Origin of the sequence: Mesorhizobium sp. M0633, from assembly GCF_040320645.1 — a bacterium.
Taxonomy (GTDB): domain Bacteria; phylum Pseudomonadota; class Alphaproteobacteria; order Rhizobiales; family Rhizobiaceae; genus Mesorhizobium.
This window is the reverse complement of sequence record NZ_JAMYQC010000049.1, coordinates 1-15,970: the sequence shown is the minus strand read 5'-3', so window position 1 is coordinate 15,970 and position 15,970 is coordinate 1. Positions and strand designations below refer to the sequence as shown.

Sequence of the window (15,970 nt, the reverse complement as noted above, 5' to 3'; positions counted from 1 at the left end):
AGATACAGGATGGAACCGGGTTCAGCCCAAAGCTTGGGTAGCGCCGGCAAGGTGCCGGGAGTTGGACAGGCATCGACCAGGAAGCCCCTGATCGAGGCTTCCAATGTTAAGAAGAACTACGGCGCAACACGGGTCCTTCGGGGCGTGAGTTTTCAGGTCCGGCCTGGCGAAATCCACGCGCTCCTGGGCGGCAACGGCGCCGGCAAAAGCACCCTGATCCGCATCATCACCGGGCTGATCTCACGCGATGCCGGCGATATTAGCTTCGCCTCGTCGAAGGCCGGCCACACCAGGCCGATCATCGCGGTGGTGCATCAGGAGCTGGCGCTATTGCCCGAGCTGTCGGTCGCGGAAAACATCGGCATCGTCCATGCAAAGGCGGGCTGGTCGCAGATCAGCCGTCGCTGCATGCGGGAAATCGCGCTTGGTGCGCTCCGCCTGATCGACCCCGCGATCGGCGAAGAGATCATCGATCGGCCGGCACGCAAATTGTCCCTCCACGAAGGCCAGATCGTCGAGATCGCCCGCGCACTTTCGACTGGAGCGGAAGTGCTGCTTCTCGATGAGCCCACCGCCAACCTGACAGCCGGCGAGACGGTCAAACTCTTCTCGGTGCTAAAGCGGCTGGTGCGAGAAGAAGGCATTGGTATCGTCTTTGTTTCTCACCGTATGCGCGAAATCCGCGAGCTATGCGATGTCTGCACTGTCTTGCGGGACGGCGTCACGATCGCGAATGCCACGCCCCTCGCCTCGCTCAGCGACGCGGACATCATCCAGCAGATGGGCCAACACGCGCAGCGTCCAGCAACCCACCGCAAACCGCAAAGGGGCCTCCCACAGAGCCCACCGATCGAGCTGCTGGGCCCAAACAACGTCAGGATCGCGATTTTGTCCGGGACCATTTTGGGACTGGCCGGCGCACCGGCGGGCCCGACCGGCCTCATTGCTCCCCTTGTAGGTGCCGGACCCGGAGCTGGCTGGCGCCTTTCGGGCGGGGGTTTTGGGGACCGTTTCTCGTCCCCAGCGGCAGCGGCGCGGGCCGGTATCGGCTTTGTTACGGGCGACCGCGCAACCAAAGGGATCCTTTCGCAGCTGCCCATCGTCGATAACGTGCTTGCAGCACGCAGGGTTCGCGAGAGGCGGCGGATCGTAGCCGCAGCCGAGCGGCAGGAATGTCGTGATCTCGTTTCGGCGCTGAAGTTGAAAGCCAGCTCGATCTGGGACCTGCCGGCCTCGTTGTCCGGCGGCAACCAGCAGAAGCTTCTCGTCGCACGGTGGCTTGGGCTGCCGCTCCGGATGGTGGTGCTGGAAGAGCCGACGCGTGGCGTCGACATCGGCACCAAGCATGACATTTACGGTTTGATCCGGGAGATGGCCGACGCTGGCGCGATCATCATCTGGTGGTCGACCGAGAACGTCGAACTGCTCGAGCTTTGCGAGGCCATTTTCGCCTTTGACACCGATGGGCGGCCAAAGGGCTTTCTGCCTGAAGAGCACTTCACCGAGGAGGGGCTCGCCGAACTGACGGGGATGGCGGCATGACCGACGCAACCGACGGCACCACCACAACGAAAAAACTCCGGACCACCACGTCGCGCGTCCCAGTAGTTCTTTTGTCCTACCGCACGGAAGCCGCGATTGCCGCTGCGATCGTCGTCCTGCTGCTGGCCGTCGGCATGTTGGTGCCCGCAGCACTCAGCATGGGCAATGTGCAAAACATCATCCAGGCCGCCGCGCCTCTCATAATCATGTCGCTCGGTGTTTTGCTGGTCGTCATTACCGGCGGAATCGATCTTTCGGTCGGTTCAGTCTTTTCCCTGACCGGAATGGTGACCGCGTTGGCGATGGCCAATGGCGGTGACGGACTGACCGCGAGTGCTGCCGGCCTGGCGGTCGGCCTTGTGTTCGGCTCGATCAATGGCCTTCTGGTCACGGTCGTCGGGCTCGCGCCTTTCGTCGTCACGCTCATCACCTACGCGGTGGCGGGCAGCCTTGCCTTCATCGTCACCAATGGGCGTTCGATGCCGATCGGCGCCCCGGATTTCTGGCTCCTGAATTCCGGCGAGATCGTTGCCGGCATGCCCAACCATCTTCTATTCTGCATCATCCTGATGGTCCTGCTGGAATACGCCTTGCGCAAGGTCGTCCTTGGACGCTGGTTCTACGCCGTCGGCTCATCGGCAATTGCCGCCCGGCTGCTCGGCATTCCGGTTCTGCGCATTAAGTTCGCGGCCTATGTCGCTTCGGGCCTGCTCGCCTCTTTCGCCGGGCTGTTGACGGTAAGCTACATCCTCAACGCCGAAGCCACTGCCGGCGCCAGCCTGATGCTGCAGGCAATCGCCGCCGTCGTCATTGGCGGGGCCAGCCTCTTTGGCGGAACCGGGAGCGCGATCGGCGCCGTGCTGGGCGCGCTGATGATCACCTGTATCCAGAACGGCGTGAACCTCATTGGCGTGAACAGCTTCTGGCAAGGCTCGGTCACCGGCGCTGCAATCCTGCTCGCGGTTCTGATCGACCGCTTCAGCAATAACAACCGCATCTAGATCATCAACGGGAGGAACCAAGATGAAAATGAAGACAATCCTGCTTGCAGCATTGGCGGCGTCCGGCCTGTCCAGCGCATCATATGCTGAAGACAAGAAGACCGTCGCTTATATCGCCCCATCGCTGGATATCTCCTACTGGCAATGGGTCGGCTACGGCGTGAAGGAGAAGGCCAACGAGCTTGGCATGGACTATGTCGAGTACACGTCGGAGAATTCGCCCGCCAAGCAGATGGACAATGCCAGGACCGCCGTCACCAAAGGTGTCTCGGCCATTGTGATCGGCCCCGTTAGCTCGACATCGACACCGCCGCTGCTCGATTATCTGGCGAAGCAGAAAGTACCGATCGCGTTCGCCGGCATCGGGCCGCAGCCGGGCCTCACCAACTACACATCCTCGGTCACGGCGAACAACTATGAGACCGGCAAGGCGCAGGGGAAATTCACCTGCGAGCTCGCCAAGGAGCGTGGCGGCAACAAGGTCGGTATGCTGTCCTTGCCGCAGGATCGGGAGAATGCGCAGAAATACCTCAAGGGCGCCAAGGAGGCGTTCGCGGCCGCAGGGTGTGACCTCGTCCAGATGCTGGAGACGCGTGGCCTGACGATCAACGAAGCCGTCACCCAGGCAAATGACCTCTTGACCGCTAATCCCGATGTCAAGGCTATCTACGGCATGTATGACGAAGCCGGCAGCGGCGCCGCCAAGGTGGTCGAAACGCGCGGCCTGGCCGGCAAGATCGGCATTACCGTCGCCGATGGCTCGCCGACAACGATTGCGCTGCTCAAGACGGGAGCGATCCAAGGCATCTTCTTCCAGGAGGCGGTGGGCCAAGGGATCGACGGAACCCAACAGGTCTACAACGCACTGACGGGCGCACCGGTGACCCAGGACCTGGCCTTGGTCATGCCTCTTGTTACCGCCGACAAGGTCGACAGTGCTGAGGCCAAGAAGGTCATCGCCCGCGTCTTTCCGCCGAGCAACTGACCGCCACCCGATGGACCCGTCGGCCAAGCCGGCGGCGGGTCCAGACCCCGAGCGAGGAATCCCGACCGTGGCCGAGCTGCCGTTCATCGATCCGCACCATCATCTGTGGGATCTGGAGACCAACTACTACCCGTGGCTGACTGACGGGGTTAAGCCGTCGGCTTTCGGTGACTACGAGGCGATCCGCAAAAGCTACCTTCTCGACGACTATCTGGAAGACGCCAGGAACCAGACCCTGGTGAAATCGGTACATTTGGACGTAGGGTTCGATCCCAGCGATCCGGTCGGGGAGACCCGCTGGCTGCAGGAGATCGCGAACAAACGGGGCTTCCCCCACGGCATCGTCGGCTATGCCAACCTCTCCAAACCCGATGTGAGTGACCTTCTCGATCGGCACATGGAGTATCAGAACTTCAGGGGTATCCGGCAGTCGATGAATTACCATCCCGACCCGGCCAAGACCTATCAGACGCGGCCGGAAGTGAGCCGGACGCCACAATGGCGGCGGGGGTTTGGAGAACTGGCGAAACGCCGGCTGAGTTTCGACCTGCAGCTCTATTATCCGCAGATGGGTGAGTTCCTTGAACTCGCGCGCGATTTTCCTGACAGCCAGATCATTCTCAATCACACCGGAATGCTGGTCGATGGCTCGGAGCATTTCGATGCTTGGAGAAAGGGCATGCACCAGTTGGCGCAAGCGCCGAATGTCGCGTGCAAAATATCGGGCCTGGGCATGGGCGACTGGAAATGGACCGTGGCGTCGATCCGTCCCAATGTCGAAGCGGCTATCGCGGCCTTCGGCGTCGGCCGCTGCATGTTCGCGACGAACTTTCCGGTCGACAAGCTGTTCTCGAGCTTCGACGCCATCGTGAACGCCTTCAAGGAGATCACGCGAGGCTACACGCACCAGGAGCGGCTCGCGTTGTTCCACGACAACGCCGCCAGCTACTACCGGCTCTAGATCATACGCCGAAATAATTGAATTAGCAGGAGACTTTGACATGTTGCTGAAGGGCAAGGCCGTGGTGATTTCGGGTGCCGCGAGCCCTCGGGGAATTGGCCGTTCCACGGCAACGCTGATGGCGGAGCAAGGGGCGCGCATTGCTATTCTTGATCTTGACGAGCAGCAGGCCCGTGACGCCGCCGAGTCACTTGGGCCCGAGCACATTGGCCTCGCCTGTAACGTCGCGGACCACGATGCCTGCACGAAGGCTGCTGGAGAAGTGACCGTAGCCTTCGGCAAGGTCGACGTGCTGTGCAACATTGCCGGGATCACGCAGCCCGTAAAGACACTGGATATCGGCCCGGCTGACTGGGACCGCATCCTCGATGTCAACCTGCGCGGCGTGCTCTATCTCAGCCAGGCATTTATCCCGAACATGCGCGAAAATGGCGGCGGCTCGATCATCTGCATGTCGTCAGTTTCGGCCCAGCGCGGCGGCGGCATCTTCGGTGGCCCGCACTATTCGGCTGCCAAGGCGGGTGTTCTGGGGCTTGCCAAGGCCATGGCGCGCGAATTCGGTCCCGAAGGCATCCGCGTCAACTGTGTCACGCCGGGCCTGATCCAGACCGACATCACGGGCGACAAACTGACCGACGCCATGCGCGCCGACATCATCAAGGGAATCCCGCTCAGCCGGCTGGGCGACGCACGCGACGTCGCCGGCGCCTATCTCTTTCTGGCTTCCGATCTGGCCAGCTACATCACCGGCGCCGTGATCGATGTCAACGGTGGGATGCTAATCCATGGCTGAGTGGACAACGGAGCTTGAGATGCCTCGCGCTGGCAGCAATGTCAGCCTGGCCGAACGAGCCTATCGTATCCGCCGACACGCCGTGCGGATGGGTCAAGTCCAGGGCCAAGGTTATGTCGGACAGGCGCTGGGTGCCGCCGACGTGCTTGCCGTCGCCTATTTCCATGCGCTTCACTACCGGCCGGACGACACGCTGTGGGAGGGACGCGACCGCTTCCTGCTGTCGATCGGACACTACGCCATCGCGCTCTACGCGGCGCTGATCGAAGCGGGCGTGCTACCGGAGGAAGAGCTCGAGACCTATGGCAGCGACGATAGCCGCATGCCGATGTCCGGCATGGCGGCATACACGCCCGGCATGGAGATCACCGGCGGCTCGCTCGGTCACGGCCTTGGCATCGCTGTCGGTATGTGCATGGGGCTGAGGCGCAAGCAGAGCGACAGTTTCGTCTATAACCTCCTGTCCGACGGCGAACTCGGCGAGGGTTCGACCTGGGAAGCGGCGATGTCGGCGGCCCACCACAAGCTCGACAATCTCATTGCCATCGTCGACTTCAACAACCAGCAGGCCGACGGTCCATCGACGGCCATGCTTTCCTCCGAGCCGGTGACAGACAAGTTCGAGGCGTTCGGCTGGCACGCGCAGCGCGTCGACGGCAACGACATCGAAGCGGTCCGCGTGGCCTTCGACCTGGCGCGCGGGCTGAAGGAGCCTCGTCCGCGTGTGATCGTTTGCGATACCCGCATGGCCAAGGGCGTGCCGTTCCTGGAAACCCGCGACATCACGCATTTCATCCGCGTCGAACCGCATGAATGGGCGCTGGCGCTCGAAGCTTTGGAGAAGGGACGCCCACAGTGAGGCTGTCAAAATTCGCGCCGCGCCACGCCGCCAATGCCGGTGAGCGCAAGACCACCTCGGCGATGATCGCGTCGATCGCGCCCGATGGCGTACCGACACGCAATGCGCCGTTCGGGCACACACTGGCCAGACTGGCGCACCAGCGGCCCGGGATCGTCGGAATGACGGCAGACCTCGCGAAATACACCGATCTCCATGTCTTCGCACAGGAGCATCCGGACCGCTTCTATCAGATGGGCATGGCGGAGCAGGTGCTGATGAGCGCCGCCGCCGGCCTGGCGCGGGAGGGCTTCACGCCCTTCGCGACGACCTATGCCGTCTTCGCATCGAGGCGGGCCTACGATTTCATCTGCATGGCGATCGCCGAGGAGAAACTCAATGTGAAGATCGTCTGCGCCTTACCGGGGCTGACGACCGGCTACGGCCCCAGCCACCAGGCGACGGAGGACATCGCGATCTTCCGCGGGATGCCGAACCTGACGATCATCGACCCTTGCGACGCGCTCGACATCGAACAGGCCACGGAGGCGATCGCGGACTACAACGGGCCGGTCTACATGCGGCTTTTGCGCGGCAAGGTCCCTGTCGTGCTCGACGAGTACGATTACACATTCCAAATCGGCAAGGCACGCCTGTTGCGCGAGGGTGAGGATGTGCTGTTCATTTCAAGCGGCCTGATGACCATGCGCGCGCTGGAGGCGGCGAAGGCGCTTGAAGCCGACAGGATCGGCTGCGCCGTTCTGCACGTTCCGACGATCAAGCCTCTGGACACGCAGACGATACTTGCCGCTGCGCGCCGTCCGGGACGGCTAGTGATAGTGACCGAGAATCACACCATCATCGGTGGCCTGGGCGAAGGTGTCGCCGCGCTGCTGATGCGGGAGGGAGTGGCCCCAGTCTTTCGGCAGATCGCCCTGCCCGACGAGTTCCTCGACGCTGGCGCGCTGCCGACGCTTCACGATCGCTACGGGATCTCAACTTCCGAGCTCGTGCGCCGCGTCCGCACTTGGAGCGAGAAGTAAGAGCTCTCCCCATGCAACAGTTGAGCCATCGACTTGAACTGTGAGCTGGCTAACCCCGCCGCGGTTGTCGCGCTCGTCACAGCGTTGTGGACTAAGGACCTGGGCTTCCCTGATGCCTGTCAATCGGGCACATCCTGCGCGGCACTGATTGAGCACCGGCCTCCTGTTCAGATGCGGCTGGACGAGCTGTCTTCCAGTGGTAAGGAGAGAACTTCCTAGGATCTTGAACACACATCGAGGGCATTCGAGGACTTGGTGTCAGGCCCCCTGGTGCCGGTCTCCCGCGAGTTCGACGTAAGCAAGTTTCGGGATGTTGGCTCGTCTGTCCTTCGCGGCATATAGACCGGCGCGCGGCTCGCCTGTTCTCGGAACGGGTGTCACGGCACCGGTTTGGTCGAAGGGTTAGTGGCGCGAAGCGAAAGAAGCTGGCCGCAACTACCTCGCCCGCCAGCAGGGCGACGCCGTCCTGGCCGCCGCTGGCTACAACTTCTCGCTCCTGCTCCGGTGGCGGAAGGCTCTTTTGGGGCTACTCATCGCCGCCCTCAAAAGTCAGCCGAAGGAGCTCGAAGCCTGACGGCCGATTACGGACATCTGCTGTTCGAGCAGGCAATCCCGAGCGACAACGGTGTCGTTGACGAACTGCGGCCTCATTTCGAGTCCGCCCATCTCGACGCACGGGAAGTGTATCATCGTACATCAGGATCGACTTCCATCCTGCGCCAACGGGCCCAGACTCCGGTACCATGCAGGGGTGGAAAGCTCATCTTCGATCTGGCTCGCGATCCGGCTCGCGTTCGTGAGGTTTCTCTGCGCCACCGGTCGCCGGGCTGAAGCGTCAGGATATCGGCGAAGACGCGGCATCCTTGAGCGTCCAGCTTGGGCGCGAGCCAAAGAGTAAATTCGGATCGCATCAATGTTACGATCGCAAGCGGTGACACTCGGTCCGCAGGCCCAACTTTGATCAATCGCGGCCGGGCGCCAATTCTTTCACCACAGGTCCGCGCGAGCGCGCGCATGCAGTGCCTCCCAGCATTTGTCGGCCGGCGAGCAACGAATTTGCCCTGCAGTGGATGACATTTAGCTGGCCAATCTGCTTGCGGTGATCGATGCGGGGGCAGCATTGTTGGGGTTTGCACGAAATCCGTGTCGCACTGAGCCGGCATCAGCCGCCCCGATCTCGCCAAGCAACAAGGACAGGCCGCACCTAACCCAAGGCCACCGAAGCGGCACGGACGTTCAGTCGATGTTTACCATTCGCTATTATCTTTCGCGAAGCGGCAAGGTTCTGAGTACCGCGCAAGTCAAAGGGCCTGCTCCAGACAATGGGGCGGGCCTTTTTGCGTCACTTAGGAGAACGGACTCCAACGAATTGCCGGTTACCTGAAAAATAGGCCCCAGGCTGTGAAACGTCGTACGTGGCCGGGTTGTTGGTGCATCCGCAATCGGTTGGAAGGCAGGCCCCATTCTCGCGATACTCTGCCAGCGTCAGGGCTGGGCCAGCGGTAGGTTAGGGCGTCACGACCCGCAACATGGCGGCTTCATAGACGAACGAAACACGATTTCGTCCATGTTGTTTCGCTTCAAAAAGGCACCGTCCGGCAGTGCGAAGGACGTCCTGAGCATCTGCATTGGGAGAAATTTCCGCGCCTCCAATGCTGACAGTCACTTTCACGCCATGAGAGGGCGTTTAATTAAGTTGGGGTCAATCCGTGGCAGCAGGGTTCGTGCTATGAAGAAGGGACCGGTTCCCAACCGCGGCGAGGCACTTGCCTTCATCAGTGCCAGTCTCAAAGAACTGCAGGCACTGCGCGGCGGGTCTCGTGTATTGTCGCGTCGACTGACCCGTGCGCTTGATGCGCATGGTGGATGCGGTGGGTTCACCTGGGTGACCGCGAGCCCCATCGATGTTTCCTGGTCCAGGGAACCAAAACCTTTAACCGGTGCGAAGAAAAGGCATGACGTCGGCGCGAAAAAACAGCCGGACGGTCACTCCCTCCGCCAGATGCCGTTGATTTCATTAAACCTTTTGTCGGTATCTTCTTGCGGCCCCAATTTCGGCCCTAACGGACAGACTCGTCAGTGAGTCATGGGGCTCGGGAACAGGAACTTGTACCCTTCCTTGAGAATCCACCGGGCGCGGGCGAGATGAGTTTCCCAGGCTCGGTGCGCCCGCTTCGGTTCCTTCTCGGGATCGATATGCAGCACAGTCCTGGCAACCACGCGCCAATCCTCGTCGTCATAGGCGGCGTCCAGCAGCCACATATACATGGCGACGCGTTTATTGTCGTATGGGGTGAGGTAGGGCTCGCTTGGCGCTTCGTCCGCGACCTCGGGATCCGGAAGCGGGCTGACCACTACGCCGCCTTCTTCGGGTCGCCGATGACGCGCGCCGGCAGATACGCTGGAGCCGGGGGCGGCAGCAAAAAATTGTTGTCAGCTGCAGTGCTCATGGGCGCAATATACATTGCGAATAGTGCCCATTCAACGCTGCGATCAAGATGGACGCGGCACGAGTCTTGCACGGCGCTCAACACGGCGAAGACCAAAGAAAACCGCGTGCGCTCCCTCGGCCATATCAATCGATTTTATCCGACGTGTCACATCCGCGTGATCCAGCGACACCTAATGAAAGCGGCTAAGGGGGACCATGGTTTGTGGAAAAATTCTTATGAACAGCCAAAAAGACGCAGAGCGTATCCGTGCCGAAATGTCGATCGCACAGGCGATTTACGACGCCATTTGCGAGATGAACGGATCTTCGTATAGGCAAGACAAAGTACCTTTGCGGTGGGATACTTCGTCAGGCACACCGTTGAGCCTGATGAGTATTGACGGCTTTTTCGAATTGCGGGAACTGGCCCGGCGGATAGCGTCGAAGATCGACACGCCTGCGCTCATCAGTCTCAAAAGCCACACCGCGCAGCCGTCGAAAAAGATTGACTTCCACTAGGGTAGATTTGCCATCGCCGTGAAAAGGTTGCTCGAGATCACGTCGAGGATGGCATCCACCTGGCCCGTGGCGCGGTTGTCGCGCTGGTCGACGCCATCCGCGCCTGCGAGGTCGGTGACCCTTGCGCCGACCCAAGCACGCGCGCATTCTGCCCCGAACCAAAAAAGTGGGGAGGGCCGAATGTTCGAAATCGGAAGAGATTACCGCATCACCATGATTGTAGCGGTTCCGGGCAACTGGAGCGACGAAACTGGCGTCTGGACGGTCGCGGAAGTTGATGGGACGCTAGTGAAACTCACCAATCCCTACACCCCGGACACGATCATTAACACGGCGTCATGGCATTTCGTCCGCGCCGAGATTGTCTAGGCGCAACTTAGAAGTTGTCGAACAGCCCCGCCGCCATCATGCCGCCGATCAGGTCCTGTCCAAGATTGTTGGGGTGAGTTCCGTCTCCAGGACCCATCCAATGAACGTAGTTGAACTGGTTGATGATGAAGCGGCGGTACAGATCGACCACTGGCACCCTGTTTAGGGCGCAGACCTCAAGCATGGCGTTGGCGTAGTCGATCAGCTGGCTTCCGGCTCCTCCCGCAGTGCCGTCCAGCGTCCGCCATATCGGCGTCGTGAAGATGAGCTTCAGGTTCGGCCGGGCGGTCATGATCGTCTGGATGCCGTAGTTGATGGCTCCCTTGAAGGTCGCCCCGGTTATGTCCGCATTGGTGCCGATGGGGCACGTCGGGCCGGCGCCGGTGAAGTCGTTGGTGCCGAACGAGGGGATCAGGTAATCCAGCAGGCTGTAATCCACCGATGCCATGCGCGCTGCAATCGCTGGAAAGGTGCCTCCGATGACCGTTGCTGCGGCTATCTGTTGGGAAAAATCACCGGAGGCAATGGCATCGGCCAGCCGGTAAAACGAGAACTTGTCATAGTTCGCAGCATGGTTGGCCATGCGGGTACCGCCGCCGCCGCAGTTGGTGATCGTCATGCCGGTGCGCTGGGCAATCTTGGCGGTCGGCGTGATGCCCGGCCAGATGACACTTTCGATGATGCTGTCGCCGAAGTGCGCACCGATCTTGCCGGCGAACTGCGAGGCCGGCACGGAGGCAACGTCCTTGGCCAGTTTGTCAAACCGGCCATGGTTATCGATCAGCCGGCCCGGTGCCTTCTGGATGGCCCAGCCGGGAAGGTAGGCATCCGCGGCCAAGGCCCCTGTCGGAAGGATGCGGAGCTGGTGATTAAGGCCGTAGGTAACGTCGTTCTGGGTGACCACGATGGGCAGCGAAATATACGTCAGGCCATTGACCGTTTTGGTTATCTGAACGGTCTGGGTCACCCCACGAGCCTGCTGGTTCGGCTCAACATCGCTGCCGGCGTCGGTGCGAATGGCCTGTTCGTGCTCGGCTGGGCTGTCCAGAAGGCCAAGTCACGCCTGACCTACATCGGCGGGGCTCTCCAATCTGCGGCCATGGTGGCGGAGGATGCGCACCCGAAGCTTAACATCGACCCGTTCTTCCGCATTGCGGCCAGCGGCCGTCACCAACGACTATGCTGGCAACCCCCTGATCGGAGCATCGGCTGGCGGGTTTCCTCCTGTTCTGGTCAACGCGCCGGCAGGCTCGCCCTTCGGCACCAAGGCCATCAAGCTACCGGCCGGCCACGCTGCACGACTGCCAAACGTGACATCGTTCTGGGTCGGCGTGACGGTCAGCCCAACGCTCATGTAGCCCAGCCCGCCCGCCACTGCCGGATTGACCGTGTTGCTCTCGTTGTGCGCCACCCCGGATGACACCGCGATGCTGCCGATGATCTGAAGGCTTTGTGCGGCGATCAGATCAACGATGATTTCAACGGGTTCACCAACCCGCAGGCCGAGGTCGGCAGCGGACACTTTGAGGTCCAAAAGCGTCGTGTCGGCGAGGGTGCGGCATCCCGCAGAATAGGAATATATTCCGCATGCCGTCAAGGCACATAGACTTCGTCCTGCCCTCAGCGCCTGCTCGCCGCGCGCATTTTGGCGAAGCATGAAAATCAAGTTATGTGCGTTTGTAGCCATCAGCGTTTTGTCGGGCTGCGCTACTCGCCCAGCCGACATCAAGCCCACGCTGGTTTCGTCCAGCGTATACGCGGGCAAGTCCTGCAGCCAGTTGGAAGCCGAACTTTACCGAACGAGTTCCGACCTGGTGCCGATAATGGCCGTACAACACAGGACGGCCCGCCATGACGTGGATGGCGTGTTTTGGCTTGGCTTGCCGGTTGGCAGCATGATGCGACAACACGACATCAAGGCACGTGAAGCCAAGACCGGCGAGCTGAAGGGCAACATGAACGCGATCAACGCAGCCCGACGAAAGGGCGGCTGTGTTGCAGTCTGTAAGCCGTTCCAACGTTAAAAATTGTAGGGTTGCTCCCCGCCCTCGCGACTGCGGAGTGGTCGTTTCATCGATTGACTCGCGTAATGCACCGGCAGTTAATCTCCCCGCCAGGGCAAAAAGAGGGGCTATGAAACTGGGAGAAAACGATGACTGTCCAAAAAGAAGACTATCGAACCAACAGAGCCGACTACGCCATAGCTGCCATGCATAGCCGAGCGACCGCTGAGGGCGATCGTGACGATTTGGTGGCGAGGAAAAAGTCCCTGTGCGTAACAGATCGGCGATCTGCAAAATTGGCTGCAAACCGTCCGAAAGCTCGCCAGAACCCAAGGCAAAAGCGCGCGGTAAGTGAATCGGACGCCAGCCACTTTCTTACCGCCGCGTACTTCGTTCGCATGGTTCGATTATATTAGATTTATCTAAAATACCAACCAGCCAGTCGAGCATTCCCGAACGCTCGCTGGTCAGGCCCAGCGGCCGCCCCCTAACCCAAGCTGCTGGGCCGCCCGCTAAGGAAGTGCGTTGTATCACTGATACGGTCGTCGGTGACCGCCTCCGTACCGCGGCCGTGATCGCAACCACGTCACCGATGCCAACGCCCCGCATCGTACCACTCAAACGAATGGCCTGGATGCGTTTTAGTATCCATTCTCGGGAGACCCACGCATGGGTGTCGCTTGGGAGACAAGTGACTCCCCTTTAAAGGCATCGAGATGCTACGAGCGCCGAAAAGTCAGTTCCTTAGACCTAAAGATCGGGCGATTTGCCAGCGGGTTGTCGACCAGATAACCGCCGACGCTAAATGGTACAGCACTTCGATAGACGGTCAGATTCTGGCCTCGACCACGCTGAATCTCTTTCAATCAGGGGTCGTAAACGAAACGAATTTGCTGGCACATGTTCGCGCGCGGCGCCACGACTTCACTAAACTGACAGGCTAGCTCCACCCGGGCGGAAACAGCGCGTTTCAGCAAATCGTGAATTGACCTGCATCCATGGAAGCCGGTTGGCGGCACGGCAGTTGGCTGAAGATCAAGAGCTACATGGTGGAAGAATATGACTTGCTCGGCGGGTGGACCGGCCGCTGCGATATTTGCTGTCGCGGCGGCCAACACACCCAAGTGGCCGGCTGCTGTCATGCGACCACAGAGTCGCCACGTCAGGATTGTGGAGCAATGACTTGTCGAAAGATCCGCGCGCAAACTGTTCAACGAAGAGACCCGCGATAGTCGCGGGTTGGCTCCATTGGATGGCGTAGCCCGATACTCAGCATTCGTCAGCCTCTGCAGGCGCTTCTCCGCTTTGTCTAGCGCAATGCGGCGCGCGATGACCTTTGCGCTGTCACCACGCTTGGTGTGCTGTTTATCGCCCGGCAGTCTCACCAGACGTTGACCAGGGCGCCCTTATCCGTGGCGGTTTCGTATTCTCGCCGTTCCATACTCACACTCCCTTGCGTTGCCGCAGCCTGGCGGCTCCGGTCGGGCATCAAGGATTTTCAAGGGGAGCGGTCCAGTCTTGGAGTGCCGCCGTTGGTCGGCGGTGTTTTTTGAAGAAACGCGCGGCCCGTCAGTGTGCTCAATCTCGAGCGATGCGCATTGCTGTCATTTCAATCAATTCGCCAAGGAAGCGGATGCTGATTAAGCCCTGCGCTTCTCGATCTTTGTCTGTTCGGTCGATGGGCCACTCCTCTTGCAGTAGGTGCAAGCCGGTTGCGAACTTTTCCGTATTGAAGTCCGGAACATCCTCTATAGAATCGGATCAGAAGATGCTGCAGGAACGCCTTCTCGGTAGCCTTCCAAAGCATAAACATTTCGCAACAGTTTCGGCATTGTGGCTCATGCTGCCGCGCTCGCGGCGATACGCTTATCAATCCACTCTTCGACCTCGGCACGCATATATGCACTACGTCGTTCGGATAGCGAAACGGGCTTCGGGAACCCCCGGCTTCGGCCATCAAAATCAATAGTGTACGAGAAAGAGACGTGGCTGACGCCGCGTCTTTTGGTGCGATCAGGCGCGGTCGGTTGTCGTTTGCTGTCATCGGAATCCCCATTGCAACCCGGCGCAAAAAGAGCGTGCGGAAAATCCAACGTGCGAAGGGGCACGTTCAAATCTGAATCTTTAGAGAGGGATTCGGGTCGCCGTTAACTTAGGCGAGGTAAGCCAAGGTGAAGAACAATATGCGTTTTCGCCTGTAATGTCAATATGGTCAACGGGCTTTATTTTCACAATACTGTGCCGGTCTACCATCAAGCCGCGTCTTTTTTGCGACGCGGTGCCACGTCTGTATGCGGCTTCGGTCTTGTCCTTGAGCACATGAGCCAAGGCCGCCGCGGCTACATCGCGCGGGTAATCGGTCTATCGCCAGCCCAATCACGGAACGATGAGCGCAGACCATGCAAGGTCGCATCGCCCGCACCAGCGGCCCTAAGCGCCTTCGTCATCGCTGTGTCGCTGATTGGCCTTCCGTCGCGTCCACCTTCGAACACCAGATCGCTGGTCGACTGCTGCTGTGTAGCGCGGAGGATTGTCACGGCGCGCTCGGAAAGCGGAACCTCATGGTCGCGCGCAGCCTTCATCTTTGCGGCGGGTACCGTCCACAAGGCCGCATCAAGGTCGATCTCCGGCCACACTGCGCCGCGAACCTCACTGGAACGCGCTGCGGTCAATGCGGCGAACTCCACAGCCCTAGCTGACACGCCAGCGGCGGCTCGTAGGCGCTTGATGATGGCAGGCAGTTCCTTGTAGCCGACTGCTGCGTGATGGCCGCGCGTGAGCTTCTGTCGAGCCGGAAGCATATCCTTCAGGCCTCTCCGCCAGTCGGCAGGGTTGTCGCCGACATAAAAGCCGCCTCGCCTTCGCGTGATCCATTACTGCTGCAATGCACATGCGGAGGCGGTCAGCAGTCTCTGGTATCTTCTCCCAGATCGGCTTCAGCGTCTCGACCACGTCGTCGCGCGCGATCTCGGCGATCGGCCTCTTGTGCAGCGGCTTGGCATATTCACGCAACGTCATCGACCACTGCGCCTTGTGCTTCCCATTGCGGAAAGACTTCTCCTTCACCGCTATCTTCATCGGAAAGCGAGCCGGGAAAGTGTCTCGCTTGACGATTCGAAAGACCCGCTGTTTATAGCTTTTTCATCGGCTTCTTTCGTTATCGTTGGCGTCGGAATTGTCCTGCCTGCATGGTTGGCTTTTCATGTTGGCGGTTCGGGTTTGGTTGGCCTCGTGTTGCTGTCGTCCAGCGTGGCGGGTCTGGTGCTCGCACCGGTCGCCGGCCATCTGGTCGATCGTCATGATGGAGCAAAGAACTGAGGTCTTTCAATTTGAACCTAATTCCCGCAGCCCCGACCGTGAGACCGCTCTTTTCGCGGACGCCGTAACCACATCTGAACAGGCGGAGCGTGTCGCCGCCTGTTCGCCCTCATCCGGCGAACAATTCCTTGTAACCGGTCGTCACCATCCAGTTCGCCCGATCGAGA

The 15,970-nt window shown here is 60.4% G+C and carries 20 protein-coding genes and 1 pseudogene; 13 read left to right on the top strand and 8 right to left on the bottom strand.

Annotation, left to right across the window (positions count from 1 at the left end):
• The first annotated feature begins 9 nt into the window (after positions 1-9).
• From NKI47_RS31820 to NKI47_RS31780, 9 genes and pseudogenes are all read left to right on the top strand, one after another.
• Complete coding sequence (locus NKI47_RS31820) at positions 10-1,542, top strand: ATP-binding cassette domain-containing protein (protein WP_502898109.1); 1,533 nt, start codon at positions 10-12, stop codon at positions 1,540-1,542.
• Complete coding sequence (locus tag NKI47_RS31815; RefSeq protein ID WP_352595220.1) at positions 1,539-2,543, top strand: ABC transporter permease; 1,005 nt, start codon at positions 1,539-1,541, stop codon at positions 2,541-2,543. Before NKI47_RS31820 ends, NKI47_RS31815 begins: the two co-directional genes overlap by 4 nt.
• Before the next feature lie 28 nt (positions 2,544-2,571).
• The gene (locus tag NKI47_RS31810; RefSeq protein ID WP_502898112.1) at positions 2,572-3,528 is read left to right on the top strand and encodes a substrate-binding domain-containing protein; all 957 of its coding nucleotides are present in this window, start codon (positions 2,572-2,574) and stop codon (positions 3,526-3,528) included.
• A gap of 67 nt (positions 3,529-3,595) precedes the next feature.
• Positions 3,596-4,489 carry an amidohydrolase family protein gene (locus NKI47_RS31805; RefSeq protein ID WP_352595216.1) on the top strand — a complete coding sequence of 298 codons (894 nt, stop codon included), beginning with the start codon at positions 3,596-3,598 and terminating at the stop codon, positions 4,487-4,489.
• Positions 4,490-4,529: 40 nt separating this feature from the next.
• A complete protein-coding gene (locus tag NKI47_RS31800; protein WP_352595213.1) occupies positions 4,530-5,282 on the top strand; it encodes an SDR family NAD(P)-dependent oxidoreductase in 753 nt (250 codons plus the stop codon).
• 19 nt (positions 5,283-5,301) lie between these two features.
• Positions 5,302-6,141 (top strand): transketolase, encoded by an 840-nt coding sequence (locus NKI47_RS31795; protein ID WP_352595247.1) that lies wholly within the window; start codon positions 5,302-5,304, stop codon positions 6,139-6,141.
• Positions 6,138-7,163, top strand: coding sequence for a transketolase family protein (locus NKI47_RS31790; RefSeq protein WP_502898108.1), 1,026 nt, complete (start codon positions 6,138-6,140; stop codon positions 7,161-7,163). Before NKI47_RS31795 ends, NKI47_RS31790 begins: the two co-directional genes overlap by 4 nt.
• A gap of 430 nt (positions 7,164-7,593) precedes the next feature.
• A pseudogene (locus NKI47_RS31785) lies at positions 7,594-7,737 on the top strand (IS5/IS1182 family transposase); the annotation flags it as partial.
• 993 nt (positions 7,738-8,730) lie between these two features.
• Positions 8,731-9,246 (top strand): hypothetical protein, encoded by a 516-nt coding sequence (locus tag NKI47_RS31780; protein ID WP_352595209.1) that lies wholly within the window; start codon positions 8,731-8,733, stop codon positions 9,244-9,246.
• Here NKI47_RS31780 and NKI47_RS31775 read toward each other — a convergent pair.
• A complete protein-coding gene (locus tag NKI47_RS31775; RefSeq protein ID WP_352595206.1) occupies positions 9,240-9,518 on the bottom strand; it encodes a DUF2285 domain-containing protein in 279 nt (92 codons plus the stop codon). The two genes, NKI47_RS31780 and NKI47_RS31775, sit on opposite strands and share 7 nt — an antisense overlap.
• Before the next feature lie 313 nt (positions 9,519-9,831).
• Between NKI47_RS31775 and NKI47_RS31770 the strand changes: the two genes are divergently transcribed.
• Entirely contained in the window at positions 9,832-10,113 is a 282-nt protein-coding gene (locus NKI47_RS31770; protein WP_023722439.1) for a hypothetical protein, read from the top strand.
• A gap of 180 nt (positions 10,114-10,293) precedes the next feature.
• On the top strand, positions 10,294-10,482 hold the full coding sequence (locus NKI47_RS31765; RefSeq protein ID WP_352595204.1) for a hypothetical protein: 189 nt from the start codon (positions 10,294-10,296) through the stop codon (positions 10,480-10,482).
• A gap of 7 nt (positions 10,483-10,489) precedes the next feature.
• Here the strand turns inward: NKI47_RS31765 and NKI47_RS31760 are convergent, their stop codons facing one another.
• Complete coding sequence (locus NKI47_RS31760; protein WP_352595201.1) at positions 10,490-11,386, bottom strand: SGNH/GDSL hydrolase family protein; 897 nt, start codon at positions 11,384-11,386, stop codon at positions 10,490-10,492.
• A 273-nt stretch (positions 11,387-11,659) separates the two neighbouring features.
• The gene (locus NKI47_RS31755) at positions 11,660-12,004 is read right to left on the bottom strand and encodes a hypothetical protein (RefSeq protein WP_352595198.1); all 345 of its coding nucleotides are present in this window, start codon (positions 12,002-12,004) and stop codon (positions 11,660-11,662) included.
• A gap of 133 nt (positions 12,005-12,137) precedes the next feature.
• Here NKI47_RS31755 and NKI47_RS31750 point away from each other — a divergent pair, with 133 nt between their 5' ends.
• Positions 12,138-12,506, top strand: coding sequence for a hypothetical protein (locus NKI47_RS31750; protein WP_352595197.1), 369 nt, complete (start codon positions 12,138-12,140; stop codon positions 12,504-12,506).
• Between the two features lie 845 nt (positions 12,507-13,351).
• Here the strand turns inward: NKI47_RS31750 and NKI47_RS31745 are convergent.
• The 5 genes from NKI47_RS31745 to NKI47_RS35275 all read right to left on the bottom strand — a co-directional run bounded on the left by NKI47_RS31745 (position 13,352) and on the right by NKI47_RS35275 (position 15,503).
• The gene (locus tag NKI47_RS31745) at positions 13,352-13,627 is read right to left on the bottom strand and encodes a hypothetical protein (protein ID WP_156948355.1); all 276 of its coding nucleotides are present in this window, start codon (positions 13,625-13,627) and stop codon (positions 13,352-13,354) included.
• Complete coding sequence (locus NKI47_RS31740; protein ID WP_352595246.1) at positions 13,521-13,739, bottom strand: HK97 family phage prohead protease; 219 nt, start codon at positions 13,737-13,739, stop codon at positions 13,521-13,523. The genes NKI47_RS31745 and NKI47_RS31740 overlap by 107 nt, the downstream gene beginning before the upstream one ends.
• Before the next feature lie 584 nt (positions 13,740-14,323).
• Positions 14,324-14,593 (bottom strand): helix-turn-helix transcriptional regulator, encoded by a 270-nt coding sequence (locus NKI47_RS31735; RefSeq protein ID WP_352595244.1) that lies wholly within the window; start codon positions 14,591-14,593, stop codon positions 14,324-14,326.
• A 231-nt stretch (positions 14,594-14,824) separates the two neighbouring features.
• The gene (locus NKI47_RS31730; protein ID WP_352595194.1) at positions 14,825-15,286 is read right to left on the bottom strand and encodes a tyrosine-type recombinase/integrase; all 462 of its coding nucleotides are present in this window, start codon (positions 15,284-15,286) and stop codon (positions 14,825-14,827) included.
• The gene (locus NKI47_RS35275; protein ID WP_502898111.1) at positions 15,177-15,503 is read right to left on the bottom strand and encodes a phage integrase central domain-containing protein; all 327 of its coding nucleotides are present in this window, start codon (positions 15,501-15,503) and stop codon (positions 15,177-15,179) included. Before NKI47_RS35275 ends, NKI47_RS31730 begins: the two co-directional genes overlap by 110 nt.
• A 280-nt stretch (positions 15,504-15,783) precedes the next feature.
• Between NKI47_RS35275 and NKI47_RS35270 the strand changes: the two genes are divergently transcribed.
• The coding region (locus NKI47_RS35270) for a hypothetical protein (RefSeq protein WP_502898107.1) at positions 15,784-15,970 on the top strand (187 nt) is incomplete at its 3' end.